At 72.6% G+C, this 24,356-nt stretch carries 26 protein-coding genes and 1 tRNA gene; 15 read left to right on the top strand and 12 right to left on the bottom strand.

The features are described from left to right. Positions 1-246: 246 nt before the first annotated feature. The gene (locus DEU31_RS16435; RefSeq protein WP_133677926.1) at positions 247-1,266 is read right to left on the bottom strand and encodes a hypothetical protein; all 1,020 of its coding nucleotides are present in this window, start codon (positions 1,264-1,266) and stop codon (positions 247-249) included. A gap of 9 nt (positions 1,267-1,275) precedes the next feature. Continuing rightward, the gene (locus DEU31_RS16440; protein WP_133677927.1) at positions 1,276-2,079 is read right to left on the bottom strand and encodes an IclR family transcriptional regulator; all 804 of its coding nucleotides are present in this window, start codon (positions 2,077-2,079) and stop codon (positions 1,276-1,278) included. Between the two features lie 181 nt (positions 2,080-2,260). On the opposite strand from DEU31_RS16440, the gene DEU31_RS16445 reads away from it, so the two are divergent. The 3 genes from DEU31_RS16445 to DEU31_RS16455 all read left to right on the top strand — a co-directional run bounded on the left by DEU31_RS16445 (position 2,261) and on the right by DEU31_RS16455 (position 5,309). After that, the gene (locus tag DEU31_RS16445) at positions 2,261-3,499 is read left to right on the top strand and encodes a glycine cleavage T C-terminal barrel domain-containing protein (RefSeq protein WP_133677928.1); all 1,239 of its coding nucleotides are present in this window, start codon (positions 2,261-2,263) and stop codon (positions 3,497-3,499) included. Between the two features lie 79 nt (positions 3,500-3,578). Next, positions 3,579-4,349: a methylenetetrahydrofolate reductase gene (locus tag DEU31_RS16450; RefSeq protein WP_241237674.1), complete on the top strand. Its 771-nt coding sequence runs from the start codon at positions 3,579-3,581 to the stop codon at positions 4,347-4,349. A 156-nt stretch (positions 4,350-4,505) separates the two neighbouring features. After that, positions 4,506-5,309 (top strand): GTP pyrophosphokinase family protein, encoded by an 804-nt coding sequence (locus tag DEU31_RS16455; protein WP_133677929.1) that lies wholly within the window; start codon positions 4,506-4,508, stop codon positions 5,307-5,309. A 5-nt stretch (positions 5,310-5,314) separates the two neighbouring features. Here the strand turns inward: DEU31_RS16455 and DEU31_RS16460 are convergent, their stop codons facing one another. Next, positions 5,315-6,424 carry an NADH:flavin oxidoreductase/NADH oxidase gene (locus tag DEU31_RS16460; RefSeq protein ID WP_133677930.1) on the bottom strand — a complete coding sequence of 370 codons (1,110 nt, stop codon included), beginning with the start codon at positions 6,422-6,424 and terminating at the stop codon, positions 5,315-5,317. A 176-nt stretch (positions 6,425-6,600) separates the two neighbouring features. Between DEU31_RS16460 and DEU31_RS16465 the strand changes: the two genes are divergently transcribed. The 4 genes from DEU31_RS16465 (at position 6,601) to DEU31_RS16480 (ending at position 10,380) form a co-directional block, all read left to right on the top strand. Beyond that, positions 6,601-7,548: a LysR family transcriptional regulator gene (locus DEU31_RS16465; protein ID WP_133677931.1), complete on the top strand. Its 948-nt coding sequence runs from the start codon at positions 6,601-6,603 to the stop codon at positions 7,546-7,548. A gap of 28 nt (positions 7,549-7,576) precedes the next feature. After that, the gene (locus tag DEU31_RS16470) at positions 7,577-8,368 is read left to right on the top strand and encodes an NAD(P)-dependent oxidoreductase (protein WP_010549709.1); all 792 of its coding nucleotides are present in this window, start codon (positions 7,577-7,579) and stop codon (positions 8,366-8,368) included. Positions 8,369-8,502: 134 nt separating this feature from the next. Further along, positions 8,503-9,186 carry a Pr6Pr family membrane protein gene (locus DEU31_RS16475; RefSeq protein ID WP_010549710.1) on the top strand — a complete coding sequence of 228 codons (684 nt, stop codon included), beginning with the start codon at positions 8,503-8,505 and terminating at the stop codon, positions 9,184-9,186. A 9-nt stretch (positions 9,187-9,195) separates the two neighbouring features. Continuing rightward, positions 9,196-10,380, top strand: coding sequence for a cytochrome P450 (locus DEU31_RS16480; RefSeq protein WP_010549711.1), 1,185 nt, complete (start codon positions 9,196-9,198; stop codon positions 10,378-10,380). Positions 10,381-10,476: 96 nt separating this feature from the next. Here the strand turns inward: DEU31_RS16480 and DEU31_RS16485 are convergent, their stop codons facing one another. Beyond that, positions 10,477-11,319 (bottom strand): maleylpyruvate isomerase N-terminal domain-containing protein, encoded by an 843-nt coding sequence (locus DEU31_RS16485; RefSeq protein ID WP_010549712.1) that lies wholly within the window; start codon positions 11,317-11,319, stop codon positions 10,477-10,479. A 142-nt stretch (positions 11,320-11,461) separates the two neighbouring features. On the opposite strand from DEU31_RS16485, the gene DEU31_RS16490 reads away from it, so the two are divergent. The 4 genes from DEU31_RS16490 to DEU31_RS16505 all read left to right on the top strand — a co-directional run bounded on the left by DEU31_RS16490 (position 11,462) and on the right by DEU31_RS16505 (position 15,196). After that, entirely contained in the window at positions 11,462-11,677 is a 216-nt protein-coding gene (locus tag DEU31_RS16490) for a cation transporter (RefSeq protein WP_010549713.1), read from the top strand. Positions 11,678-11,819: 142 nt separating this feature from the next. Beyond that, entirely contained in the window at positions 11,820-14,156 is a 2,337-nt protein-coding gene (locus tag DEU31_RS16495; protein WP_133677932.1) for a heavy metal translocating P-type ATPase, read from the top strand. A 44-nt stretch (positions 14,157-14,200) separates the two neighbouring features. After that, positions 14,201-14,587, top strand: a complete 387-nt coding sequence (locus tag DEU31_RS16500) for a metal-sensitive transcriptional regulator (protein WP_243733871.1) — start codon at positions 14,201-14,203, stop codon at positions 14,585-14,587. Between the two features lie 138 nt (positions 14,588-14,725). Further along, on the top strand, positions 14,726-15,196 hold the full coding sequence (locus DEU31_RS16505; protein WP_279535637.1) for a TetR/AcrR family transcriptional regulator: 471 nt from the start codon (positions 14,726-14,728) through the stop codon (positions 15,194-15,196). 18 nt (positions 15,197-15,214) lie between these two features. Here DEU31_RS16505 and DEU31_RS16510 read toward each other — a convergent pair whose 3' ends face one another. Genes DEU31_RS16510 through DEU31_RS16530 form a run of 5 tightly spaced genes read right to left on the bottom strand, consistent with a single transcriptional unit; the run spans position 15,215 to position 19,518 of the window. After that, complete coding sequence (locus tag DEU31_RS16510) at positions 15,215-15,814, bottom strand: isochorismatase family cysteine hydrolase (RefSeq protein WP_010549717.1); 600 nt, start codon at positions 15,812-15,814, stop codon at positions 15,215-15,217. Then, positions 15,811-16,704, bottom strand: a complete 894-nt coding sequence (locus DEU31_RS16515) for an SDR family oxidoreductase (RefSeq protein WP_133677934.1) — start codon at positions 16,702-16,704, stop codon at positions 15,811-15,813. The genes DEU31_RS16510 and DEU31_RS16515 overlap by 4 nt, the downstream gene beginning before the upstream one ends. A 53-nt stretch (positions 16,705-16,757) precedes the next feature. Beyond that, entirely contained in the window at positions 16,758-17,960 is a 1,203-nt protein-coding gene (locus DEU31_RS16520; protein WP_133677935.1) for an alcohol dehydrogenase catalytic domain-containing protein, read from the bottom strand. 41 nt (positions 17,961-18,001) lie between these two features. Next, a complete protein-coding gene (locus DEU31_RS16525) occupies positions 18,002-19,033 on the bottom strand; it encodes a cation diffusion facilitator family transporter (RefSeq protein WP_133677936.1) in 1,032 nt (343 codons plus the stop codon). Beyond that, positions 19,030-19,518 carry a transporter substrate-binding domain-containing protein gene (locus DEU31_RS16530; RefSeq protein WP_133677937.1) on the bottom strand — a complete coding sequence of 163 codons (489 nt, stop codon included), beginning with the start codon at positions 19,516-19,518 and terminating at the stop codon, positions 19,030-19,032. The genes DEU31_RS16525 and DEU31_RS16530 overlap by 4 nt, the downstream gene beginning before the upstream one ends. Positions 19,519-19,798: 280 nt before the next feature. Here DEU31_RS16530 and DEU31_RS16535 point away from each other — a divergent pair, with 280 nt between their 5' ends. From DEU31_RS16535 to DEU31_RS16550, 4 genes are all read left to right on the top strand, one after another. After that, a complete protein-coding gene (locus DEU31_RS16535; RefSeq protein ID WP_010549722.1) occupies positions 19,799-20,038 on the top strand; it encodes a hypothetical protein in 240 nt (79 codons plus the stop codon). 375 nt (positions 20,039-20,413) lie between these two features. Next, a complete protein-coding gene (locus DEU31_RS16540; protein ID WP_133677938.1) occupies positions 20,414-21,454 on the top strand; it encodes a TetR/AcrR family transcriptional regulator in 1,041 nt (346 codons plus the stop codon). A 139-nt stretch (positions 21,455-21,593) separates the two neighbouring features. Continuing rightward, positions 21,594-22,367: an ATP-binding cassette domain-containing protein gene (locus DEU31_RS16545; protein ID WP_133677939.1), complete on the top strand. Its 774-nt coding sequence runs from the start codon at positions 21,594-21,596 to the stop codon at positions 22,365-22,367. Between the two features lie 128 nt (positions 22,368-22,495). Further along, positions 22,496-22,569, top strand: a tRNA-Lys gene (locus DEU31_RS16550). A gap of 172 nt (positions 22,570-22,741) precedes the next feature. Here DEU31_RS16550 and DEU31_RS16900 read toward each other — a convergent pair. From DEU31_RS16900 to DEU31_RS16560, 3 genes are all read right to left on the bottom strand, one after another. Beyond that, complete coding sequence (locus tag DEU31_RS16900) at positions 22,742-22,915, bottom strand: hypothetical protein (RefSeq protein ID WP_010549725.1); 174 nt, start codon at positions 22,913-22,915, stop codon at positions 22,742-22,744. Positions 22,916-23,033: 118 nt separating this feature from the next. Then, positions 23,034-23,645 (bottom strand): NAD(P)H-dependent oxidoreductase, encoded by a 612-nt coding sequence (locus tag DEU31_RS16555; protein ID WP_010549726.1) that lies wholly within the window; start codon positions 23,643-23,645, stop codon positions 23,034-23,036. Positions 23,646-23,801: 156 nt separating this feature from the next. Next, positions 23,802-24,071: a stress protein gene (locus DEU31_RS16560; RefSeq protein ID WP_133677940.1), complete on the bottom strand. Its 270-nt coding sequence runs from the start codon at positions 24,069-24,071 to the stop codon at positions 23,802-23,804. Positions 24,072-24,356: the final 285 nt, after the last annotated feature.

The following is a 24,356-nucleotide window of genomic DNA, read 5'->3' on the forward strand; positions in this document are numbered from 1 at the left end:
GCGGACCACAACGCACCCCGCGGCAGCTCCTCGAGGCGTCCACCGCTCGTCGGCCCGCCCCGTCAGCGCGCGGTTCGGACATCAGCCCTCGTCTCAGCTCCGCGGCACCTCACGCACGAGGCGCCCGCTTCCGCGCCGTCGTGGACGGGATCGAGCGCTTCCTCGCCCCGCTCGAGGACCACGAACCGGCCGGCTCCTCCCGTCGGCGCTGACCGTGCCCGCCGGGACCGTCGCTCCCGGCCCGCGTCAGCCGCGTCCGCCGAACAGCCGCCTCACCCCACGGAGGAAGCCGCCCGGGGCATCGACCGACAGCGGCTCGGGCGCCGAGGGATCGTCGTCCAGGACGAGCAGGGCGGTGCGCGGGATGTCCAGCAGCTCGAGCAGCTGCGCGAGGGGATCGCCGTCGACGGTCCGCGCGGCGCACAGATCGCGGAGGCGACGCGCTCCCTCCCCCACGCCGAAGGCCTCGACCAGCGCCTCGCCGGTCGTGGCACGCTCTGCGGAGTCGTCGATCTGCTCGACCCAGCCGGTGTTCCACATGATGAGCTCCATGAGGTCCTCCCGGTCCTGGAGGACGGCGCCGGAGCCGCTGCCGCGCCACAGCACGAGCACCGGGTGGTCCGCGCCCGACGCGTCGTCGAGGTCGAAGGGCCCCGCGCCGAGCTCGGGTGTGTCGGGGGAATGCACGGTGAACCAGTCCCCGCCGGTCTCCGTGAGCACCCACCCTTCGTCCTCGTCATAGGCGAACTGCTCGGCGAGGTCGTGGCGCCGCGAGGCATCGCCGCGGTCCAGCAGCACCTCCCGGAAGGTGTCGTTCTCCAGCTCGGGCAGCCCGCTCCGGGACCGGGCCCCGCCGAGGGCCTCGGCGACCTGGGAGAGGGCGAGGTCCTCCTCCTCCGCAGTCGTCTCCCCGAGCAGGTGCTCCTCGAGGGCGAGGCGGAACGGCGCCTCGACACCGGGCATCCCGAGCGTCGCCGCGATGGCAGCGGGGGCGTCCGCGGGGATGCCGGCGTCATGGATGTCCCAGGCGAACCTCCGCTCCGTTCCCCCGGTGCGCACGCGCACCACGCGCGGATCCCCGACCTCGCCGAGGAGCACCAGGTCCCAGGTCCCGGGGAGCACCGCCTCCTGCTCGACCCAGGCCGCGGTCCACCCGCTCGGCGCAGTGGGCCCCACCTGCCACGTCCGGTCAGGGTCTTCGGGGACAGGGAGCGGGGCGAAGGCGGCGAGGATCTCGTCCTGCGAGGCCCGGGCGATGAGCAGCATGTGCTGATCCTAGAGGTCCCGCTGGTCGCCGCGGTGACCGAGGCGGCGGGAGATCTCCTCGGTCGCCGCCCGCAGCACCTCCGCCGCCTCGGGCAGCCGCTCCGGCGCGAGCCGGTAGGCGGGGCCGGCGGCGGAGACGGCCGCGATCACCGTGCCCTCGGGGCCGCGCACCGGGGCGGCGAGCGCGACCAGCCCCTCCTCGAACTCCTCGACGGCCTCGGCCCAGCCGCGCTCGCGCGCCTCGTCCAGCTGCCGCTCGAGAGCGGCCGGATCGGTGAGGGTGCGCGCGGTGAAGGACTCGAGCTCGCCGCGCAGCAGCTCGCGTCGCTGGGCCGGGTCCAGGTGCGCCAGCAGCATCTTCCCGCTCGAGGTCGCGTGCAGCACGGTCCGGTCGCCCACCCAGTTGTGCATCGCGACGGTGCTGCGGGCCTGGGCCTGGTAGAGGTTCACCGCGACGCCGCCGCGCAGCACCGCGACGTTGACCGTCTCCCCGAGCTCCTCGGCGAGCGCCTCGCAGACCGGGCCCGCGATCGCGGTGAGATCCCGGCGCGGCCGGGCGGCGGAGGCCAGGCGCAGCAGACCCACGCCGAGCTGCACGGCACCGTCGTCCCCTCGCTCGACGAGGTCGTGCCTCTCGAGGGAGGCGACCAGGCGCGAGGCGGTGGAGGCATGGACCTCCAGCTCACGGGCGATCGCCGCCACGCTCGCCCCGTCCTCGCGCGCGATCGTCTCGAGCACCTTCACCGCCCGGTCCACGGACTGCACCGCCCCGTGGGACGTCGTGCTCCGCTCCGTCATGGCTCGCTCGGTCATCCCTCGCTCCGTCCTCCTTCTCCTCGGCGTCGCGTCCGGGGCCGGTGCCTCGCCCGCTTCGACGCCGTCGGCCCAACGATACTCCGTACGTTGCGCATTACGCACACCATTGCGCGTACTGCACACGGGTGCCAGAGTAGGAGGACAGCGGACATCAACGTCCCGACCCGAGGAGGTCACCATGGCGGTGAACCCCGATCCCGGGGTCATGCTCTACCCCCGGATCCGCAAGTCCCCGTTCTTCTACGCCTCGAGACAGCACGGCGTGGCGCTCTACAGCGTCTACAACCACACGTACCACCCCCGGCACTACGGCGATCCGCTCGCGGAGTACTGGGCCCTGCTGCAGGGCGTGACCCTGTGGGACGTCGGCGTGGAGCGGCAGATCGAGATCTCCGGCCCTGACGCCTTCGACTTCACCAACCTGCTGGTCACCCGCGATCTCTCGAAGTGCAAGGTGGGCCAGTGCAAGTACGTCTTCCTCTGCGACCAGCACGGCGGGATCCTCAACGACCCGATCCTGCTGCGCCTGGAGGAGAACCGCTTCTGGCTCTCCCTCGCCGACAGCGACATCCTGCTGTGGGCCCGCGGCGTCGCGGCCTACGCCGGGATGAACGTCAGCATCGAGGAGATCGACGTCGGCCCCGTGCAGGTCCAGGGCCCGAAGTCCTATGCCGTGCTGCGCGATCTCGTGGGCGAAGCGGTGGCGGACATCCGCTACTACTACCTCCACGAGTTCACGATCGACGGGATCGAGGTGATCGTCTCCCGCACCGGGTACACCGGCGAGATCGGCTACGAGATCTACGTCAAGAACGCCTCGCACGACGCGGAGCGGCTCTGGGCGAAGGTGCTCGAGGCCGGCGAGCCGCACGGCCTGCGGGTCATCGGCCCGTGCCACATGCGCCGCATCGAGGGCGGGATGCTCGCCCACGGCGCCGACATCACCGTGGACACCAACCCCTTCGAGGTGGGGATGGGCTACGACTGGATGGTGGACCTCGACCAGGAGGCCGACTTCCTCGGCAAGGCGGCGCTGGCGAAGGTCAAGGCCGAGGGGCCGGAGCGCATGCTCGTCGGGCTCGAGATCGGCGGCGAGCGGCTCGGCACCTACAACGACGGCTCGATGATCGACCACTTCCCCGTGATGCACGACGGCGAGGTGGTCGGGAAGGTGACCTCCGCCTGCTTCTCCCCGCGGCTCGAGAAGAACATCGGCCTCGCCCTCGTGCCGGCGGGACTCTCCGCCCTCGGCACGGAGTTCACGGTCGACGTCGGCGAGCGCCCCGGCGCCCGTCTCCCCTCCACCGTCCCGCCGGTGGCGGCGACCGTGGCGCCGAAGCCGTTCATCGACCCGGCGAAGGAGCAGCCGAAGGCCGATGTCGGAGCGCTCGCCGGGGAGGCCGCCGCCGGTGGCTGACCGGGCAGGCACGTCCGCGACGTCGGGCCCCGGGGGCTCCCCTCCACCGAACCCGGCGTCACGGCAGGCGCAGTTCGAGGTGATCCCGCTGCCCGGCATCGCCGAGCGCGCGCTCGAGCACCTGCCCGCCGGGTCGCGGGTGACGGTCACCGCCTCCCCCGCCCAGGGGCTCGAGGCGACGCTCGAGGCGGCGACGGCGCTCGCCGCCGGGGGCATGGTCGCGGTCCCGCACCTCGCCGCGCGGATGGTCGAGGGGCCGGACGCGCTCGAGAGGATCCTGGAGCGGCTCGGCGGCGCGGGCATCGAGGAGCTGTTCGTCATCGCCGGGGACGCGACCCCGCCCGCGGGCCCCTACGACGGGGCGCTCACGCTGCTCGAGGCGATCGCCCCGGCCGGGCGCGGGCTCGTGGTCGGCGTCGGCGCGCATCCCGAGGGGCATCCGCATGCCGACCCCGCGGCGGCGCTCGAGCTGCTGCGGCGGAAGGCGGAGCACGCCTCCTATGTCGCCACCCAGATGCTGTTCTCCCCGGACCCCCTGCTGACCTGGGCGGAGCAGCTGCGGGAGGCCGGGATCGACATGGCGGTGCGCCCGGGCGTCGCGGCGCCGGCGAGCCGCACCCGGCTGCTGCGGATCGGCACCCGGATCGGGGTGGGCCGCTCCCTGCGGATGCTGACCGCCGAGTCCTCCGGCGTGCGGCGACTGCTGGGACCCGGCCACTGGGACCCCGACCCGCTGCTGGACGCGCTCGCGGCGGCCGAGCTCCCTGGACTCGCCGCCCCGCACGTGTTCACCTTCAACTCCCTCGCGGAGACGGCGGCGTGGTGGCAGGCGCGCATCGGGCGCGCCTGATCCCGGGGTCGGTCGGACCACGGCCCGCTCCTCTCGAGCGACGGCTCGGCGGCTCGGGCACCGCCCCGTCCACGGTCGGCGCGCGTCCACGTCGCGCCCAGTCCGCTCTGGCAGGATCGACCTCCCGAACCCGCATCCCGCGAGGAGAGTCGACGGATGGACGCAGCCCCTTCACCGCAGGAGCCCCCTGAGCACAGGGTCCGTGAGCTGGTCACGGCGCGCACCGGCGGGCATGTCCCGACCCCGGCAGAGCAGGAGGAGATCGCGGCGGGGCTGCGGCAGGTGTACGAGGAGTTCATCGCGCTGCGGATGCACTACCAGTTCGGCATCGACGAGGTGCTGACGAAGGTGGAGGTCCTCCGCAAGGAGTTCGAGCAGATGCACGACTACTCCCCCATCGAGCACGTGCGCACTCGGCTGAAGTCGGTGGAGTCCCTGATGGAGAAGGCGCTGCGCACCGAGGGCGAGATGACGGTGCGCGCGATCCGCGAGCGGATCCACGACATCGCGGGCATCCGCATCACCACCAGCTTCGTCGCGGACGCCTACTGGATCGCGGACATCCTCGCCGCCCAGGGCGATCTCGAGGTGCTCACGGTCAAGGACTACATCGCCTCCCCGAAGCCCAACGGCTACCGCTCCCTGCACCTGATCGTGCAGGTGCCGGTCTATCTCTCCACCCATGTGGAGCAGGTGCCCGTCGAGCTGCAGATCCGTACGATCGCGATGGACTTCTGGGCCAGCACCGAGCACAAGCTCTCCTACAAGTACGAGAAGAAACTCCCGCCCGCGCTGCAGGCCGAGCTCGACGACGCGGCCCGGGTCGCGGACGAGCTCGACGCGCGGATGGAGCGGCTGCGCGGGGAGATCCGTCCGCAGGCCGCGCCCGGCGGGGGCAGCGGCCTGTTCCCGGGCAGGCCCGGGCCTGCCGCGCCGCCGACGGGCAGCGCGGCAGGCTGAGCCGCTCAGCCGCGGCGCAGGGCCTGGCGGAAGGCGCGCCGGTACTGGGGCGGGACGATCTCGCCGTCGCCGCGCAGGGCGAGGGCGGCGTCCAGGCCCCAGTTCGGCTCGCGCAGGAAGGCGCGGCCGACGCGCACCACGTCGGCCTGACCGGTGGCGAGGACGTGCTCGGCCTGGAAGGGCGTATCGAGCATGCCGACCGCGGAGACCGGCATCTCGGTGTGCTCGCGCAGGTGCGCGGCCAGCGGCGTCTGGTAGCCGGGGCCGACGGGGATCTCCGCCCCCTCGGGCAGCACGGCGTTGCCGCCGGAGGAGACGTCGACCATGTCCACGCCGTGCTCGCCGAGCCAGGTGACGACCTGGGTCGCCTGGTCGAGGTCGAAGCCGCCCTCGACCCACTCGGTCGCCGAGATCCGCGCCAGCAGCGGCATGCCGGCGGGGATCGCTCCGCGCACCGCGTCGACGATGCGCAGCAGGAGGCGGGCGCGGCCGGCGAGCTCGCCGCCGTAGGAGTCGGTGCGATGGTTGCTCAGCGGCGAGAGGAACTCGTGCAGCAGGTAGCCGTGGGCGGCGTGGATCTCGATCAGGTCGAAGCCCGCCTCGACGGCGCGCACGGCGGAGGCGACGAACGCCTCGACGACCTCGTCGATCCCCGCCTCGTCCAGGGCGGTGGGCTCCCTGAGCTGGTCGTAGGCGATCGCGGAGGGGGCCACGGTCTCCCAGCCGCCGTCGGCGCCTGCGAGGGAGGCGCCGGGGTGCGGGGTGCCCCACTCGGGCTCGGTGGAGGCCTTGCGCCCGGCGTGGGCGAGCTGGATCCCGGCCGCCGCGCCGAAGGAGTGGATCAGGTCGACGATCGGGCGCAGCGCCTCGCGCTGGGCGTCGTCCCACAGGCCGAGGTCCTGCGGGGCGATGCGCCCCTCGGGGACCACGCCGGTGGCCTCGAGGATCACGGCGCCGGCGCCGCCGCGGGCGAAGGAGCCGTAGTGCATCAGGTGGTAGTCGGTGGCGACGCCGTCACCGGCGGCGACGGAGTACTGGCACATGGGCGGGACCCAGATCCGGTTGCGGACGGTGAGGTCGCGCAGGGTGATCGGGGCGAGCAGGTGCTGGGACATGGAGGGACCTCCGTGGGTCGGGGGCGGTCGGGCCGGCGGCGCTCCGTGCGGGACGCCGAGCGCGGCGATGTCCGGGACGCTAGTGCGGCCCGACATGCGCACGCCAATAGCAGGCCCTATGGGAGGTATCCCTCTTCCTATGGCGTGAGGTCATCGGCGCGGCTAGCCTCGGCGCTGTGACGACCTCCACTCTCGCTCCCGTCCAGGACCTCAACCTGCTGCGCACCTTCCTCGCCGTGCACCGGGCGGGCTCCTTCACCGCGGCGGCCCCCGCGCTCGGGCTCACCCAGCCCACCGTCACGGCGCAGATCCGCAGCCTCGAGGAGCAGCTGGGGCGCCAGCTCTTCCAGCGCCTGCCGCGCGGGGTGGAGCCCACCGCCTTCGCCCGGGAGCTCGCCGAGCGGATCTCCGGACCGCTGGACGATCTCGACGTGGTCGCGGGCGGGAACTGCGAGCTCGACGGGCGCACCGCGCCGGTGCACCTGGCAGGGCCCCCGGAGCTGCTGTGCTCGCACGTGCTGCCCGCGCTCGCCCCGCTGGTCGCGGGCGGGGTGCGCGTGCACGTGGCGACCGGGGAGGACGAGGAGCTGCTCGAGCAGCTGCGCGAGGGCCGGCACGACCTGCTGATCACCGCCCAGCGGCCGCGCGGCCGGGCGCTCTCGGTCACGGAGCTCGCGGAGGAGGAGCATCTGCTGGTCGCCGCCCCGGCCTGGGCCGGCCGCGTCGAGGCGCGCTCGGAGGGCGTGCCGGTCTGCGCGGCCCTCGCGGCGGTGCCGCTGGTCTCCACGGCCGACGACATGCCCGTGGTGCGCCGCTACTGGCGCACCCAGTACGGCAAGCAGCATCCCGCGGTGGGCCCGGCCCTGACGGTGCCGTCCCTGCACGCAGTGATCGCCGCGGTGCGGGCCGGGGCCGGCTACTCGGTCCTGCCGCGCTCGCTGTGCGCGGCGGACCTCGCCGCGGGCTCGCTCGTGCAGCTCGAGGAGCCGGAGCGCCCGCGCACCACGACGCTGATGCTGGTGCAGCGCCCCGGCGCCGAGCAGAACTCCGCGACGGGGCAGGTGGCGGAGGCGCTGCTGGAGGCGGCCCGGACGGCGGAGAATCCTCGCCTCGCGCCTGCGTGACCGGGGCCACCCGGCCCATACTGGGGACATGAAGACGAACACCGCTCGACGACGAGTCCTGATCACCGGAGCGACCGGAGGGATCGGCTCCCACCTGGCCCGCACGCTGACGGAGGACTACGAGCTCGTCCTCCACGGCCGCGATCCGGACGAGGCGCCGCCGGGGAGGCAGCTGCGCCTCGCCGACCTCGCGGACCTCGAGGCGGTGGCCGCGCTCATGGACGGCGTCGACACCGTCGTGCACATGGCCGGGGCCTCCTCGCCGGAGTCGAGCTGGGAGGCGGTGCTCGAGGCCAACATCGTCGGCGTGCGCAACGTGCTCGAGACGGCGCACCGGGCCGGCGTGCGGCGCGTGGTGCTGGCCTCCTCGAACCATGCCTTCGGGATGTACGACCGCCACGAGCTGTGGCCTGTCTACCCCGATCAGCCGCCGCGGGCGGACTCCCTGTACGGGGTCTCGAAGGTCTTCGGCGAGACCCTCGGCCGCTTCTACCACGACGAGCACGGCCTGGACGTGATCTGCCTCCGCATCGGCTGGTTCAGCGAGGACCCGCTCGAGGCGGAGGAGGAGATCCTGCGCGCCATGTGGCTCAGCCCCAGGGACTGCACCGAGGTGGTGCGGTGCGCGATCGAGGCGGAGGTCCGCTTCGGGCTGTACTACGCCATCTCCGACAACCCCGACCGACGCTGGTCGATGACGAACACCCATCTCGAGCTCGGCTACCGTCCCCGCGATGCCTGGACGTCCCTGCCCGGTGCGAGAGAGCACGTCGTCGAGGGAGGTGCCCCGGTGCGGGACTCCTGGCCGCGCGGTTCATGAGCGGCGCCCAGGAGCCGCGCTTCTCCCCCGCCCCTCGCCCCTCTCCCCCGCAGGCCGCGTCGGCAGCACCCACGGCGATGCCGTCGACGTCGGAATCATCCGCGTCGGAGTCGTCGGCGACGGAGCCATCGGCGATGTCGTCATCGGCGATGCCGCCGCCGACGCCGTCGGGCCGCTCGGCGACCGCCGTCCGCGCGGCCCGCGGCGCACGGGTCGCCGTCGCGATCCTCGTCCTGGCGGCCCTGCTCACCAGCACCCTCACCGCGATCCGGGACGGCTCTCTCGCCCAGCACCTCTCCTTCTTCACGAACCAGTCCAACCTCGCCTTCGCCCTCCTGCTGCTGGCCGGGACTGCGCTGTCCCGGCGACGGCGACCGCCGTGGTGGGACGACCTGCGCGGCGCGGCCACGTTCTACCTCGTGATGACCGGGATCATCTACGCGCTGCTGGTCGCGCCTCTGGACGAGCTGCTGCGATGGGACATCGGCTGGACGGGGATCGTGCTCCACCGTCTCGCCCCGGTCGCGGCGCTGCTGGACTGGCTCCTGTCCCCGCGGCGCCGCACCCCGTCGGCCCGGCGGGTCCTGGGCTGGCTGACGTATCCGATCGTGTATCTCGTCGCGACCTGGCTGCGCGGGGGCGTGACCGGCTGGTACCCCTACGCCTTCCTCGACCCGACCGCCTCGTCCTGGCCGCAGGTGCTGGCGACGACCGGCGTGGTGCTGCTCGCCTTCCTCCTGTTCGCGGCGCTCGTGCACCTGGCGGAGGGCGGCTGCGCAGGAAGGAGGTCCCGGCGGGGCGCCTGGAGGGCTCCCTAGGGTGAGGCCATGAGCCTGCCGATCCTCGACCCCACCGGACTCGAACCCCGCTCCGCGACCGACGAGCTGCGCGAGCGCTCGCCGCTGGCGCGCACGCCCGACGGGACCTGGGTGGTGCTCGGCCACGCCGAGGCGCTCGCGGTCGTCGAGGACGCGGAGAGCTTCTCCTCCGGGGTCTCGCGCTTCCTCCAGGTGCCGAACGGCCTCGACGGCGCCGAGCACGCCGCGATGCGCGCGGCGACCGATCCGTTCTTCGGTCCCGAGGAGATGGCCCGCCTCGCCCCCGTGCTGCGCGAGGTCGCCGGGGGCCTCGTGGAGGAGCTGCTGGACGGGGTGGGAGCGGCCGGCACGGAGATCGACGCGGTCGCGGCGCTCGGCGCGGTGTTCGCGGTGCGCGGGCAGACCACGTGGCTGGGCTGGCCCGCCGTGCTCGAGCCCGAGCTGCTGCAGTGGATGTCCGACAACCACGAGGCCTCGCGCTCGGGAGAGCTGGAGCGGACCCGCGAGGTCGCCGAGCGCTTCGACGCGATCATCCGCTCGGTGCTCGCACCGCGTCGGGCCGCCGAGCAGGACGCGCCGGAGGATCCGACCACCGCGCTGCTGCGACTGCGGGTGCCACTGCCGGATCCCGAGGTGCCGGGCTCCACGGAGCGGGCGCTGCACGAGGAGGAGATCGTCTCGATCCTGCGCAACTGGACCGGCGGGGACCTCGGCTCGATCGCGCTGTGCACCGGGGTGCTGCTCCATGCCCTCGCCCATGCCCCCGCTCTCGCGGATCGGGTGCGGGACGGCTCGGACGAGGAGGCGACCGCGATCATCGACGAGCTGCTGCGCATCGACGACCCCTTCGTCTCCAATCGACGGGTCGCCACCTGCCCCGTGCCCCTCGCCGGTCGCGAGATCGGTGCGGGCGAGCGGGTGCTGGTGCACTGGACCTCGGCCAACCGTGACGGTCGGGTCTTCCCCGATCCGGAGGCGCTGGACCCCGCGGGGAACGCGGAGCGGAACCTGGTCTACGGCGCCGGTCCCCACGTCTGCCCGGGCCGTCCCCTCGCGACGCTCGAGCTGCTCACGCTGCTGAAGGCGCTGCTCTCCGCGGCGGACGTGCGCCCCGGCGAGACGCCCGGCGAGCGGGAGATCGCGCCGGTGGGCGGCTGGGCACATGTCCCGGTGGTGCTGGTGCCGCGGGGCTGAGCGCCGTCGCCGCGCGGCATGGCGCGGATGCTCCGCACCTGCGCGCGGGCCCTGCGCGGCCGACAGCCGATGCCCGCGCACCACGAGATCGAGAGGTCAGTCGTGCCCCTCGGCGATGAGCGAGGCGAGCTGGGCGATGCCGGCGGAGTCTCCCTGGACGGCCACGCGCTGCTCCTCGCCCTCCAGGTGCGCGAGGGCCTGCTCGCGCCCCCAGGCCCACAGGTCCAGCGCCTGCGCGGTGCCGGCGGCGCGGGCCCGAGGCAGGTCGCCGGGAGCCTGCCCCTCGGACAGGAGGCGGCCGACGGGGGCGTCGAACTCCTTCCCGTCACGGGGCCGGGTCCCGCTCCAGCGGCTGATCTCCAGCATCCGGGCGGTGCCGCCCTCGGGGGCGATCTCGACGACGGCGACGGGACGCGTCTCGGCCCAGTCGGGGATCCACTCGAAGCCGGCGGGCCACATCACCTCGAGCACGTGGGCGAGCCCGTCGGCCGCGATCTGCCGCGGGATCGGGGTGACGGAGCGGCCGGCGGTGAGCTCGGCGTCGACGCGATGGATCGTCGCCTCGTGGGTCTGCATGCGGCGGGTGATCCCCACGCCCTGGACGGCGGAGTACCAGAACCAGGCGGGCTCGTCGTCGGCGCGGGCGACGAGCTGGGACAGCAGCGCCTCGGTCGCACTCGCGCGGCGGGCGAGGAGGGCGTCGCGCTCGGCGGGCCGCGCGTCCTTGCCCTCCTCGATCGCCATGACCTGCTCCTCGGCGGTCGCCCCGGACTCGAGGATCGCCGCCCAGAACTCGTGGACCTCGGCGAGGTGCCACAGCAGGTCGTCGGCGGTCCAGTCGGGGCAGGTGGGAACGCTCTGCTCGGGGTCGACGGAGGTGAGGGCGGCGACGGACCGCTCGGTCTCCTCGCGGATGTGGGCGACGGCATCGATGCTCATGGCCCCATCGAAGCACCCCGGGGTGACGGACGACACCCCGTTCCCCCGCAGGGACCTTGAACCCATATACCCCTTGGGGGTATAAATGGAGACAGTTCGATACCCCTTGAGGGTATACCCGGATCATCACGAGGAGAGTTCCATGAGCGCGACCACGATCGACTTCCAGGTCACCGGCATGACCTGCGGCCACTGCGAGATGTCCGTCCGCGAGGAGGTCGGCGAGGTCCCCGGCGTCACCGGCGTCGAGGTCAGCCACGAGACCGGCCTGCTCCGCGTCGGCTCCGACGCCGCGGTCGACGAGGCCGCCGTGCTCGCCGCCGTCGAGGAGGCCGGCTACTCCGCCGTCCGCGCCTGAGACCTCCGAGGGTCGCCCCGCGGCAGAGGCGTCGCCCTGCGCGGCCCTCCCCTCCCGCGGCGGCCGGTCCCCACCGGCCGCCGCGGACCTGCCTCAGCCCCTCATACGACGCGGTCTCAGCCCGCGAGGAAGAAGCCCCAGGATGAGCACCAGAGAGGCCCCGCAGCCGCTCGACGTCGGCATCGAGCTCGAGATCGGCGGCATGACCTGCGCCTCGTGCGCGAACCGCATCGAGCGCAAGCTCAACAAGCTCGACGGCATCAGCGCGTCGGTGAACTACGCGACCGAGAAGGCGCGGGTCATGGCACCGGAAGGCTACGACCCCCAGCAGCTCGTGACCACGGTCGAGAAGGCCGGCTACACCGCCGCCCTCCCCGCCCCGCCGAAGGAGCGCTCCGAGGGGGAGGACGCCGAGGAGTCGGAGGATCCCGAGCTGCGCTCCCTGCGCCAGCGCCTGATCGGCGCGGCGCTCCTCACGATCCCGGTGATCGTGCTGTCGATGGTGCCGGCGCTGCAGTTCACGAACTGGCAGTGGCTCGTCCTGACGCTCGCCTCCCCCGTCGTGGTGTGGGCGGCCTGGCCCTTCCACCGCGCCGCCGCGATCAACCTCCGCCACGGCGCCACGACCATGGACACGCTGATCTCCGTCGGCGTGACCGCCGCCTACCTCTGGTCTCTGTACGCCCTGTTCCTCGGCACCGCGGGGATGCCGGGGATGACCCATGAGTTCTCGCTGACCATCGGCCGGACCGACGGCTCGGCGAACATCTACCTCGAGGTCGCCGCGGGCGTGACCATGTTCATCCTGCTGGGCCGCTATCTCGAGAAGCGCTCGAAGCGCCAGGCCGGTGCCGCGCTGCGCGCCCTGCTGGACATGGGCGCGAAGGACGTCGCCGTGCTGAAGGGCGGCGCCGAGGTGCGCGTGCCCGTCGGCGAGCTCGCCGAGGGAGACCTCTTCGTGGTCCGACCCGGCGAGAAGATCGCCACCGACGGCGTCGTCGAGCAGGGCAGCTCCGCCGTGGACGTCTCGATGCTCACCGGCGAGTCAGTGCCCGTCGAGGTGGGTGAGGGCGACGCCGTCACCGGCGCGACCGTCAACGCCGGCGGCCGTCTCGTGGTCCGCGCGACCCGCGTCGGCGCCGACACCCAGCTCGCCCGCATGGCGCAGATGGTGGAGGACGCCCAGTCCGGCAAGGCCGAGATCCAGCGCCTCGCCGACAGGGTCTCGGGCATCTTCGTGCCGATCGTCTTCGTCATCGCGATTGTCGTCCTCGCCGCCTGGCTGCTGACCGGGAACGGCGCCGAGGCCGCCTTCACCGCGGCCGTCGCGGTGCTGATCATCGCCTGCCCCTGCGCGCTCGGCCTCGCCACCCCCACCGCCCTGCTGGTCGGCACCGGCCGCGGCGCCCAGATGGGCATCCTGCTCAAGGGGCCCGAGGTGCTCGAGTCCACCCGCCGCGTCGACACCGTGCTGCTGGACAAGACCGGCACCGTCACCACCGGGAGGATGACCCTCACCGAGGCGGTCGCCGCCCCCGGCACCGACCCGGCAGAGCTGCTGCGCCGCGCCGGCGCCGTCGAGAACGCCTCCGAGCACCCGATCGCCCAGGCCATCGCGCAGGGCGCTGCCGCCCGGGGGGCGGCGGGGGCCGACGGCACCCTGCCCGAGGTGACCGACTTCGAGAACCTCGCCGGTCGCGGAGTGCGCGGCACCGTCGAGGGCGCCCGGGTCCTCGTCGGACGGAAGAACCTGCTGGACGGCGCCGCGATGCCCGCCGAGCTCGCCACCGCGAAGGCGTCTGCGGAGGCCCGCGGCGAGACCGCCGTGGTCGTGGTCTGGGGCGGCGAGGCGCGCGGCGTGCTCGTCGTCGCCGACACCGTCAAGCCCACCAGTGCCGAGGCCATCACCCAGCTGAAGGGCCTCGGCCTCACCCCCGTGCTGCTCACCGGCGACAACCGCGCCGTCGCCGAGCACATCGCGGCCGAGGTCGGGATCGACGAGGTCGTCGCCGAGGTCATGCCCGAGGACAAGATCGCCGAGGTCACCCGGCTCCAGGAGCAGGGCAGGATCGTCGCGATGGTCGGCGACGGCGTGAACGACGCCCCGGCGCTCGCCCAGGCCGACCTCGGACTCGCGATGGGCACCGGGACCGACGTCGCGATCGAGGCCGGGGACATCACCCTGGTGCGCGGCGACCTGCGCTCCGCGGCCGACGCGATCCGCCTGTCCCGTCGTACCCTCTCCACCATCAAGGGCAACCTGTTCTGGGCCTTCGCGTACAACGTCGCGGCCATCCCGCTGGCGGCGCTGGGTCTGCTGAACCCGATGCTCGCCGGAGCCGCGATGGCGTTCTCCAGCGTGTTCGTGGTCGGCAACAGCCTGCGCCTGCGGTCCTTCCGCACCCGTGCGCCGGAGACCCCGCAGGCGTCGGCCTCCGCCGCACCCGAGAACCGTCAGAAGGCCGCGGCCGCGGCCTGACCGCCCGCTCCGCTCTCCCCGCCCGCCCGTCCCAGGAGGACCCCATGACCACCATCGATCCCACGGCCGCCGCCGTCGACGGCACCGCCGCGGCGGAGGCCCCCTTGACGGGCGCCGCGGAGGCCGGTGCCGCCGAGGACCACGAGCACCACCACGGCTACATCACCGACAAGTCCCGCTATCTCGCGCGCCTGAAGCGGATCGAGGGCCAGGCACGGGGCCTGCACCGGATGGTCGACGAGGAGAAGTACTGCATCGACATCCTCACGCAGATCTCCGCGCTGAAGAGCGCCCTGGACGGCGTGGCGATGGGCCTGCTGGACGACCACATGCAGCACTGCGTCCTGGATGCGGCCCGCTCCGGCGGCCCCGAGGGCGAGGAGAAGCTCAAGGAGGCCTCTGCCGCGATCGCGCGGCTCGTGCGCTCCTGAGACATGGGCGTCGCGGTCGGCGGATCCGGCGTGGTCTACGCTGAGGAGATCGTGGCGGCGACCACATGGTCGGACGCTCCGAGCAGACGCGAGATCCCGCCTCTGTCCGACGCACCACGAGGGACGAGGACTACGCCGATGCAGGGAGAGACATCCGAACCGCCTCACGGCCACGAGGCGAAGCACCGGGACCGCCGACCTAGTCCCTCGCGGTCGGAGCCCGACGGCGAGCACCCGCGCACACCGCCCCGGGGGCGTCGGGAGGAGATCCTCGACGGCGCGGCGGCGATGTTCGCCGAGCACGGGTACCACGGGGCCAGCCTGCGCGACATCTCCGCCCACATCGGCATCTCCCATTCAGGGATGCTGCACCACTTCGAGGCCAAGGACGTCCTCCTCGACGGCGTGATCGACCGGCTGGAGGACCACGCCCAGTCGGCGCTCGAGCGCCTCGACGAGTTCCGCAGCGGCCGCGAGGACCTGCTGCGGGCACTCGCGGAGGTCTGGCACCCCGCCTCTCTGCCGGTCCGGCTGCGGCCTGACGACGGCGCCCCGCGCCCCGGCCACGAGGACCCCGATCCGGATCGCCAGGCCCACCGCGCCCCCTGAGAGCGTGCCGCGCGACGCTCAGGACCGCAGACGTGCGAGGGCATCCTCGAGCGTCACGAGCTCGGCCTGCCGATCGCCGACCAGGAGGTCGAGGACCGTGCGCATGTGCTCGGTCCGCTCGTCGGCGACCGCATCCTCGACCACCGCGGCGCGGACGTTGTGGGCATAGGCGTCCCGGGCGGTCTGGGCGATGCAGGCATGGGTCGAGACGCCGGCGATCAGCACCCGGTCCACGCCCAGGTTCCGGAGCCTCAGGGCGAGGTCGGTGCCGAACCAGGCGCTGTCGCGGGTCTTCTCGACGCCGGTCATCCCGGAGGTGTCCAGCTCGTGCACCACAGCGGTGCTCGGATCGCCGTGGAACAGGTAGCCCTGGTCGTCGTCGAGCATGCTCAGCGTCCAGGTGGAGCGATCGCGACTGTGTTCGGTCGTCACCAGCAGGATCGGGGCCCCGGCCTCGCGGGCTCCGTCCGCGAGCGCCCCCACCGCGGCGAGGACGTCGGCGCGGGCGGCGGCGAGGCCTGGAGCCTCGAAGAAGGCCTCCTGCAGGTCGACGAGGAGCAGAGCGGTGCGCGGCGTCGTTCCCGGTTCCGCGGTGCGCGTCGTGTGGTCCGGGCTCACGGGGTCGGGCTCCCTCCCGTCACGGCGAGGGTCTCCCCGAGCACGTAGCTGGACTCGGAGGAGGTGAGGAAGACGTAGGCCGGCGCGAGCTCGGTGGGCTGGCCGGCGCGGCCGAGCGGCGTGCTCTTGCCGAACTCCGGCAGCGCCTCCTTGGGCTGTCCGTCGGAGACCTGGAGCGGGGTCCAGATCGGTCCCGGGGCGACCGCGTTGACGCGGATGCCGCGCGGAGCGAGCTGCTGGGCGAGCCCCTTGGTGAAGTTGTTGATCGCCGCCTTGGTGGAGGCGTAGTCCACGAGCGTGGGCGAGGGCTGATAGGCCTGGATCGAGGTGGAGTTCACGATCGTGGAGCCGGCGGGGAGGTGCTTCAGCGCGGCCTGGGTGATGCGGAACATCGCGTGGATGTTGACCGCGTAGGTGTCCTCCCACTGCTGGTCGTCGATCTCCTCGAGGGATTCGACCGCGATCTGTCGGCCCGCGTTGTTCACGAGCGCATCGAGACCGCCGAGCCCTTCCACGGCGTCCTCGACGAGTCGGCGGCAGAAGTCCGCGTCGGTGAGGTCGCCGGGCAGCAGCACGGCGGTGCGTCCGGCCTCCCGGATGACGGCCGCGATGTGCTGGGCGTCCTCCTCCTCCTGGGGGAGGTAGTTCAGCGCGACGTCCGCACCCTCGCGGGCGAAGGCGATCGCGACCGCTGCGCCGATGCCGGAGTCGGCGCCGGTGATCAGCGCGCGGCGGCCCTCGAGGCGGCCGGTGCCGCGGTAGGACTCCTCGCCCCGGTCGGTGCCGGGGATGAGCTCGGCATCCAGTCCGGGTTCCGGCTGGTCCTGCTTCGGCGGGGTGATCTCGGGGAAGCGAGTGACGGGGTTCGTGAAGGTGAGCTGATCGGACATGTGTCCTCCTCGGTCTCGGTGGTGGGTGTCCGCGGCGGTGCGCCGGGAGCGGTTCAGGGGGTCGTCGGGGCGGAGGCGATCGTCGGGTCGAGCACGACCTTGATGCAGCCGTCGTGCTTGCGCTGGAAGAGGTCGTAGCCCACGGCCGCCTCCTCCAGCGGGAGCCGGTGGGTGACCAGGTCTCCGACGCCCAGGGGATCCACGGGGTCCTCGACCAGCGGCAGCAGCGCGTCGGTCCAGACCCGCACGTTGCACTGGCCCATGCGCAGCTGGAGCTGCTTGTCGAACATCGTCAGCAGCGGCATCGGGCTGGCCGCGCCGCCGTAGACGCCGGAGAGGGACACGGTCCCGCCGCGGCGCACGAGGTCAATGGCGGTGTGCAGGGCAGCGAGCCGGTCCACCCCGGCGCGCTCCATGAGCGGCTGCGCGACCGCGTCGGGGAGCTTGCCGGCGAGGGTCTGGGCGAGACCGGCGACCGGGCTGCCCTCGGCCTCCATGCCCACGGCGTCGACGACGGCGTCGGGCCCGCGCCCCTGGGTGCGCTCGCGGATCTCGCCCACGGCGTCCTCGTTCAGGTCCAGCACCTCGATGCCGTGACGCTCGGCCATGGCCCGGCGCTCGGGGACGGGATCGATGCCGAACACGCGGGCCCCCAGGTGGCGCCCGATCCGGGCCGACAGCTGGCCGACAGGTCCCAGGCCGATCACCGCGAGGGTGCGGTGCGCCGGAACGCCGGCGTACTGCACGGCCTGCCACGCGGTGGGGAGGATGTCGCTGAGGAAGAGGTAGTTGTCGTCGGGCAGCTCAGTGCCGACCTTCATCAGGCCGTAGTCGGCGTGCGGCACCCGGAGGTGCTCGGCCTGACCACCGGGGACCTGGCCGTAGAGCTTCGAGTAGCCCAGCAGCGCGGCTCCCGTGCCGCGCTCGGTCACCTGGGTGGTCTCGCACTGGGAGGGGAGCCCCTGCCCGCACATGGCGCAGTGCCCGCAGGAGATGGTGAAGGGGACGACGACCCGGTCCCCGGGGCGCACCCCGGTCACCTCGGAGCCGACCTCCTCGACGATCCCCATCGGCTCGTGCCCGATCACGTCGCCGGGCGTCATGAACGGTCCGAGGACCGAGTACAGGTGGAGGTCTGAGCCGCAGATCGCGGTGGAGGTGATGCGGACGATCGCGTCGGTGGGCTGCTGGAGGATCGGGTCGGGCACGGTCTCGACGCTCACGTGCTCGGTGCCCTGCCAGGTCACTGCTCTCATGGTCCCGCCTTCCGGTGGTGATCTCGGGGTGTGGTTCCACGCTAGGGGGCGCCGTCGGCCCCCGTCCGCAGTGTCGACCGAAAGGTCTGCGCAGGCGGCAGCTCGGGAACGGGGGCGATGACGACGTCGTGCACCTTCCAGTCGAGCTCGTCGATCCGGTCGCGCAGCGCGGCGATCCGGTCGAGGGTCGGCTCGGTCCCCGCGGCGGGGACCACGAACACCTCGGCGTGGAAGACGTGCCCCTCGTCGCGGACCCGGGCCGAGGCCTCCCCCACCCAGGACTCCTCCTCCGCCCGCTCCTCGATCCGTCGCGTCAGCGGATGCGGTGCGGAGTCGTCGAAGGTCCGCGCCTCGGCGTCGGTGAGCCCGCCGATCGAGCTGCGAAGGTTCTTCACACCGTCACGCAGGATCGAGACGGACACCAGCAGCGCGGCGGTCGCATCCGCCCACCAGAGCCCGAGCCCCACCCCGATCACACCGGCGATGGTGGCGACCGCGGTGGACCAGTCGGCCTTGCTCATGTCGGCATCGGCGAACAGCACCTTGTCGTGCAGCTTCTCGGAGAGCGCGAGCTTCTTGTACCCCAGGATCACCGGGCCGATGCTGGTCACCACCATCACGGCGACCATCAGCCAGCCGGACCAGATCGCGTGGCCGAAGAGGACCGTGAGCCCGATCGGCGGCCGTTCGACGGTCACCAGGGTCATCACCGAGTCGACCGCGAGATAGCCGCCCATGGTGAGCAGTGCGATCGCGGCGACCAGGTGGGCGACCCCGATCGAACGGTGGAAGCCATAGGGGTGGTGGCGGTCGGGCCTCTTCCGGATCCGTCGCGCCGCGACGAGGAAGGCGATCGGGGGCAGCAGCGAGAGCATGTCCTCCGCCCAGGCGGCCCGCATCGCCTGGGACTGCCCCGCGACGAGCGCGACCAGCGCGACTGTCGCCGACATCCAGGCCAGCGTGATCCACTCGAGGCGTCGGGCCCGGCGCAGCGTCTCGCGCTGCTCCTCGCCGAAGGCGTCGTGGCCCGACCCCGTCGCCTCCTCGCCGCCCTCGCCCTCGGAGCCGTTCACAGCTCGCCCCCGCGCTCGGCGAGGAACCGTTCGATGTCGGTCATCAGCGCGTTCTCGCCCGGCTGGACTCCGACGACGATCTTCACCTCGGCGCCGTCGGGCCCGGTCGTCGTGGTGTAGGGGCGCGTCGTGGCGATCTCGGAGGTCCAGGGGACGTCGGAGGCGAGCCCGCCGACGACCACGTCGAGCTGTCCCTCCCGCATCATCGCCGCCAGGGTGTTCTCCCCTGCCGGCACCCACTCGACCTCAGCGTCGATCGTCTCGGCATAGTCGGTGAGCAGTTCGACCTCGGACCCGCTGACGGCGCCGTCGGCGGCCACGTCGGTCCAGGGCGGGTTCTCGCTGACACCGACCCGGAGCACGCCTTCTCGGGCCCGGTCGAGGGTGCCCTGGGGATCCGCGGGGAAGCCGCCCTGGCAGCCGGCCAGGAGGATCGTCGCCGCCGCGACGAGCAGCAGCGCCGTGGGCTGTCGGGGAATGGTCATGCCCGCACCTCCGTCTTCTCGTGACCTCAGTGCGCGTCGCCGCGCACCGCTCGTCTCCGCACCGCTGTCCTGTCTCACCTGCCTCATGGGCACGACCCTAATGAGCTCGACCCTACTCAGCGCGGGCCGCGCCGGGCCGTCCGATCGGTCCAGGCCTCCTGCCTGCAGGGGCGCCGCGCCCGGTTGACCGTCGTGACGACGGGGCATGGGATGGGACGTGCCGACGCCGTCCTGACGACGGTGCCGCACAGCCATCGACGGACGACCGGAGAGAGGGACGATGATGAACCACGCCGACGACGGTGGACGGATCACCGGGACGAAGGACAAGAACTACGACCTGATCTGGTTCGCGGAGCAGTGCCTGTCCAACGCCCTGCGTCTGGAGACCTACCGCGCCGACGCGGAGGAGGCCGGCGACACCGAGCTCGCCGACCTGTTCGGCAAGGCGCAGAGCGACAGCACGAAGGGTGCGGAACTCGCCAAGGACCTGCTCGCACGGCGTCTCGGCGCCCGCTGACCCACCCACCCGCGTCGGCGCGCCCGGCCCCTGTCCTCGCGTGCCGACCGGGCCGGCCCCGGCAGCGCTCCCGGACGAGCGATGCCGGGGCCGGGCCGCGTCGTCGTCCCGTACGGAGACCGACCGTGCGGTAGGGATCCTCACGGGCCGCCACTGATGCAGCCGGGAGGAGGCCGTCGAGCTCCCAAGACGGCCTCGAACACCGCGACGTCACGTGGAGCGAGCTGGCGGCCCAGCTCGTCGCCTCGGTGAGTTCCGCGCCCTCGACCACGTCGTTCGAGACGCAGGAGCGCGGTTCGTCCCCGGGTGGGCTAGGCTCCGGGTGAGGTCTAGCAGGAGGCCTCTCCACCAGCGTGCACGAAACGGCCTCCACTCATGCCCCACTCCCTCTCCGTGACGGTCCATGTCGATCTGGACCTCCACGAGGTCGTCCTCTCCATCGCGGGATGCCTCACCGCCCGGACCTACGACTCCGTGCTCCCCGTCGTGGCCCAGGCCCGGGGCCTCGAACCTGCTCCGCGCGTCACCCTGGACCTCCTGGACATGCAGCACATCGACGTCGACGGGCTCCTCCCCCTGCGTCAGGCGATCGAGCTCGCCGACCCCGAACAGAAGGTGCCCCTGAGCATCAAGGCACCCGAGACGCTCCCGCTGTGCCCGCTCAGCGCCGCCACGCCGAGGGCCGACGGTTCGGACTCGCCGCCGCTGCGGCCCTACCGGCGGGCCGATGCCCCGGCGACCGAGGGATCCGACGATCCGCGACGGCTCGCGTCCGCCGCGGCGAGCACGACGATGCTCACCGAACGAGCCCGTCGTGGCATCGCACCGCGCAGCAGGCGGGAGGAGATCCTCGGCGGTGCCGCCGAGATGTTCGCCGAGCACGGCTATCACGGGGCGAGCCTGCGTGACATCGCCGGCCACATCGGGATCTCCCATCCGGGACTCATGCACCACTTCCCCTCGAAGGACAGCCTGCTCCACACGGTCATCGACTCCCTCGAGGACCGCACGCAGCAGACTCTCGAGGAGGTCGAGCGGCTGAGCGTCGAGCCGGAGGCGCTCATGCAGGAGCTCGCGGCGACCTGGCACCCGGGGGCCCTGCACGTGCGGCTGCTGGCCACGCTCGCCGCCGAATCGGTCAGCGGCGATCACCCGGGACGCTTCCGCATGGCGCGGCTTCGACGCGTGCACGAGAACATCTTCGAGCAGTGCTTCACCGCCTATGGCGAGCAGGGGATGCTGCGCAGGGGCGTCGATCCCGGCTTCGCCGGCAGGGCGCTGCTCGGACTCGTGCTGAACCTGGCCGTCCGCGAGAAGACGGTGCGGGCGATGCAGGGTGCGACCCATGACGACGGTCCCGTCCAGGAGCTCGCCCGGATGATGCGCTCGTTCCTCTCGAAGGACGCCGTGGGCTGACTGTGGGGGGCCGCATCGTGCCTCGTCGGGAGCCGCCTGGTCGCCCGGCCTGGTCGCCCGCCCCGGCGGTCCTCCCCGGCGCGGCCCAGCCGAGCTGGCTAGAGTGCTCCTGGCCGCACACTCCGCGAGAAAGTCACCGATGCCTGCACCCACCGCCCTCACCGCCACCGCCCTGCACGCCGGCTATCCCGGTGAGGTCGTGCTCGAAGGGGTGGACCTCGAGCTGCGTGCCGAGCAGGGGCCGCTGGGCCTGCTCGGAGCCTCGGGCGCGGGCAAGACCACGCTGCTGGCGACTCTCGCCGGGGAGCACCGTCCCAGCGCCGGCCGCGTCCTGTGGGAAGGGCGGGACGTCGCGAAGCTGCGGGGGAAGGACAGGCGCCGCTTCCGCGCCGCCGTCCGCTTCGTCTCCCAGTACGCGATGACGATCACCGACCCGCGCGAGACCGTCGGCTCCCGCCTTCAGCTCGCCGCGAAGGAGGCCCGCAAGGGCGGCCGCACCCACTCCGTCTCCCCCGCCGAGATGCTGGAGAGCGTCGGGCTCGAGGAGCGCTTCCTGCCCCGCACCATGCGCACCCTCTCCGGCGGCGAGATCCAGCGCGTCGCCCTCGCGACCGCGCTGTCGACCCGGCCAGAGCTGCTCGTCCTGGACGAGCCGCTGACCGCCGTGGACCCCAACACCCGCGCCCGCCTCGCCCGCTCCCTCGGCGCGACCATCGAGCGACTCGGCATCGGCGCGCTCGTCGCCTCCCACGACATCGAGCTCCTGCAGCGGCTGTGCCCCGAGATCGCGGTGCTCGGCCGGGGCCGGATCCTTGCCCGCGGCCCGCTGGCCGTGGTGCTCGCCGATCCCGAGGACGAGGAGATCCGCGAGCTCGTCGCGGCCCATCCCGTGGCCGTGCAGCGCTTCGCCTGAGCGCGGCGTCGCCGGCCCCATGCCCCTGCTCGCTGGCCCTCCTCGACGCCCCTCGCTGTTCCCTCGCTCACAGCGCGGCCCCTCGAGTTGGACAGCGCGCGACGCGGGGGTAGAGTTCTTCTCTGTCGGCGCCATTAGCTCAGTTGGTTAGAGCAGCTGACTCTTAATCAGCGGGTCCGGGGTTCGAGTCCCTGATGGCGCACCCGAGGAAGAAGCCCCACCGGTCACCCGGTGGGGCTTCTTCGTGTCCCGGAACAGTCCGAGGCCGTCGAAGAGGCCCCCCACGGACACGCAAAGATCATCCGCCGCTGATCTGCTCGGCCGTCCCTCAGCGGCCGGGACGTGCAACCCTGTGAGCCGGAGATCGGGCGACGTCAAGGCCGAAGGCCCAGCACGATGCCGAGGGCGGCACCGAGCAGGAGGCCTGCTCCGGCGGTGATCAGCACACTGCCGGTGAGGGGCAGCAGGATGCCGATGGACAGCGCGAAGCCGATGATCATTCCGAAGGGCAGCCATGTGGCGTCGAAGGGGCGGCGCTTCTGCGGCATCGTCGAACTCTCCGTTCTGTCGGCTCTCTCCGACGTGATCGAACTGCCCCCGGACGACGGCCTTCACGCGGTGGCCACGTCGGAGGAGGAGGCGCGGACCCGCCGGACGTGGGACGGGCTAACGTCCCGGATAGGCACTGTCCGAGAGCAGCGTCGCGAGGTGCACCGCGTTGGCAGCAAGAGCGTTCGTCGTCGACGCCACGGCCTCCGGCGTCTTCTCGAGGTCCTTGTAGTCCCGAGGATTCATCGCCTCGCTGTTCCAATAGGTGCCACCCTGCGCGGGGATCGTGAAGCCGATGTCGTTGAGCGCCTGGAACGAGTCGGCGATGATCTTGTGGGCGCCGTCCTCGTTGCCCACGACGGCCACCACTGCCGTCTTGCCGTACATCGCCGGGCGGCCGTGCGCATCCGTCCGAGACAGTTCGGCGTCCAACCGTTCGAGAACCCGTTGGGCGACGCTGGACATGTGGCCGAGCCAGGTCGGGGTCGCGAACACGAGGATATCGGCGGAGCGCACTCGATCCGCGATCGCCGGCCACTCGTCCCCGCCGCCCATGTCCTCCTCGACCCCGGGCCGCACGTCGAAGTCGACCACACGCACTACGTCGCCATGCACACCGTGCGTGCCGAGCTCGTCGAGGACCTGCCGGGCCATGACATCGCTGCTCGATACCGCCGGCGACGCCTTGAGCGTGCAGACCAGGGCGATTGCTTCCAAACTCTTCGTCATCGGTGGCTCCTCGAACAGTCGGTTCAATGGTCGGTCGATCAGCGGTCGTCAACGGGCTCGGGCACCCCGGCGCGCTCGCGAGGGCTCTCGCTGCAGGTACGCCGGCGACTCTCCGATCCCGGAGTCCTCGCCCGGGCGCACCAGGCGCGCGAGCTGTCAGGAACCCTGGCCGCTGTTGCGGCCGCCCTCGCGCTTCGCCTCGGTCGGCTGCGCCTCTGCGCCCCTTCGCCCGGCCTCGCTGGGATCGGCGGCGTTCTGCTCGCCGAAGCTGCCGGAGCTGGCCCGGCCGCCCTCCTGACCGACCTCGCTGGGATCAGCAGCGTTCTTCTCGCCGAAGCTGCCGGAGCTCTCCTGGCCGCCCTTCTGAGCCTGCTGTTCTGTATCGCTGCGGTTGCCGAACTGTCCGGGGTTGTTCTGATCAGCCATCGTGATCTCCTCTTCCGGTGAGCCGACCCTGAGGCCAGCTGAGCCATCTGCTCGCCTTCGACCGTAGGCCGACCGGCGGACGATGCACAGGCCGTGAACCGAACGGAAGGGCGAACGGAAGAGGGCCTCCTCCATACCGCGTCGCACGCCCTTCGCACGCCTTCATGCGTCGACGGCCTCTCGGGTGCCAGCACCGTCCACGCACAGCCCTCCCTCCGCACGGAACGGGAACAGCTCGAGGTCGATCATGCGGTGAAAGGTGAGACCGCCGGACCGAAAGTGCTG

The organism is Brachybacterium sp. AG952 (assembly GCF_004362645.1).
Taxonomy (GTDB): domain Bacteria; phylum Actinomycetota; class Actinomycetes; order Actinomycetales; family Dermabacteraceae; genus Brachybacterium; species Brachybacterium conglomeratum.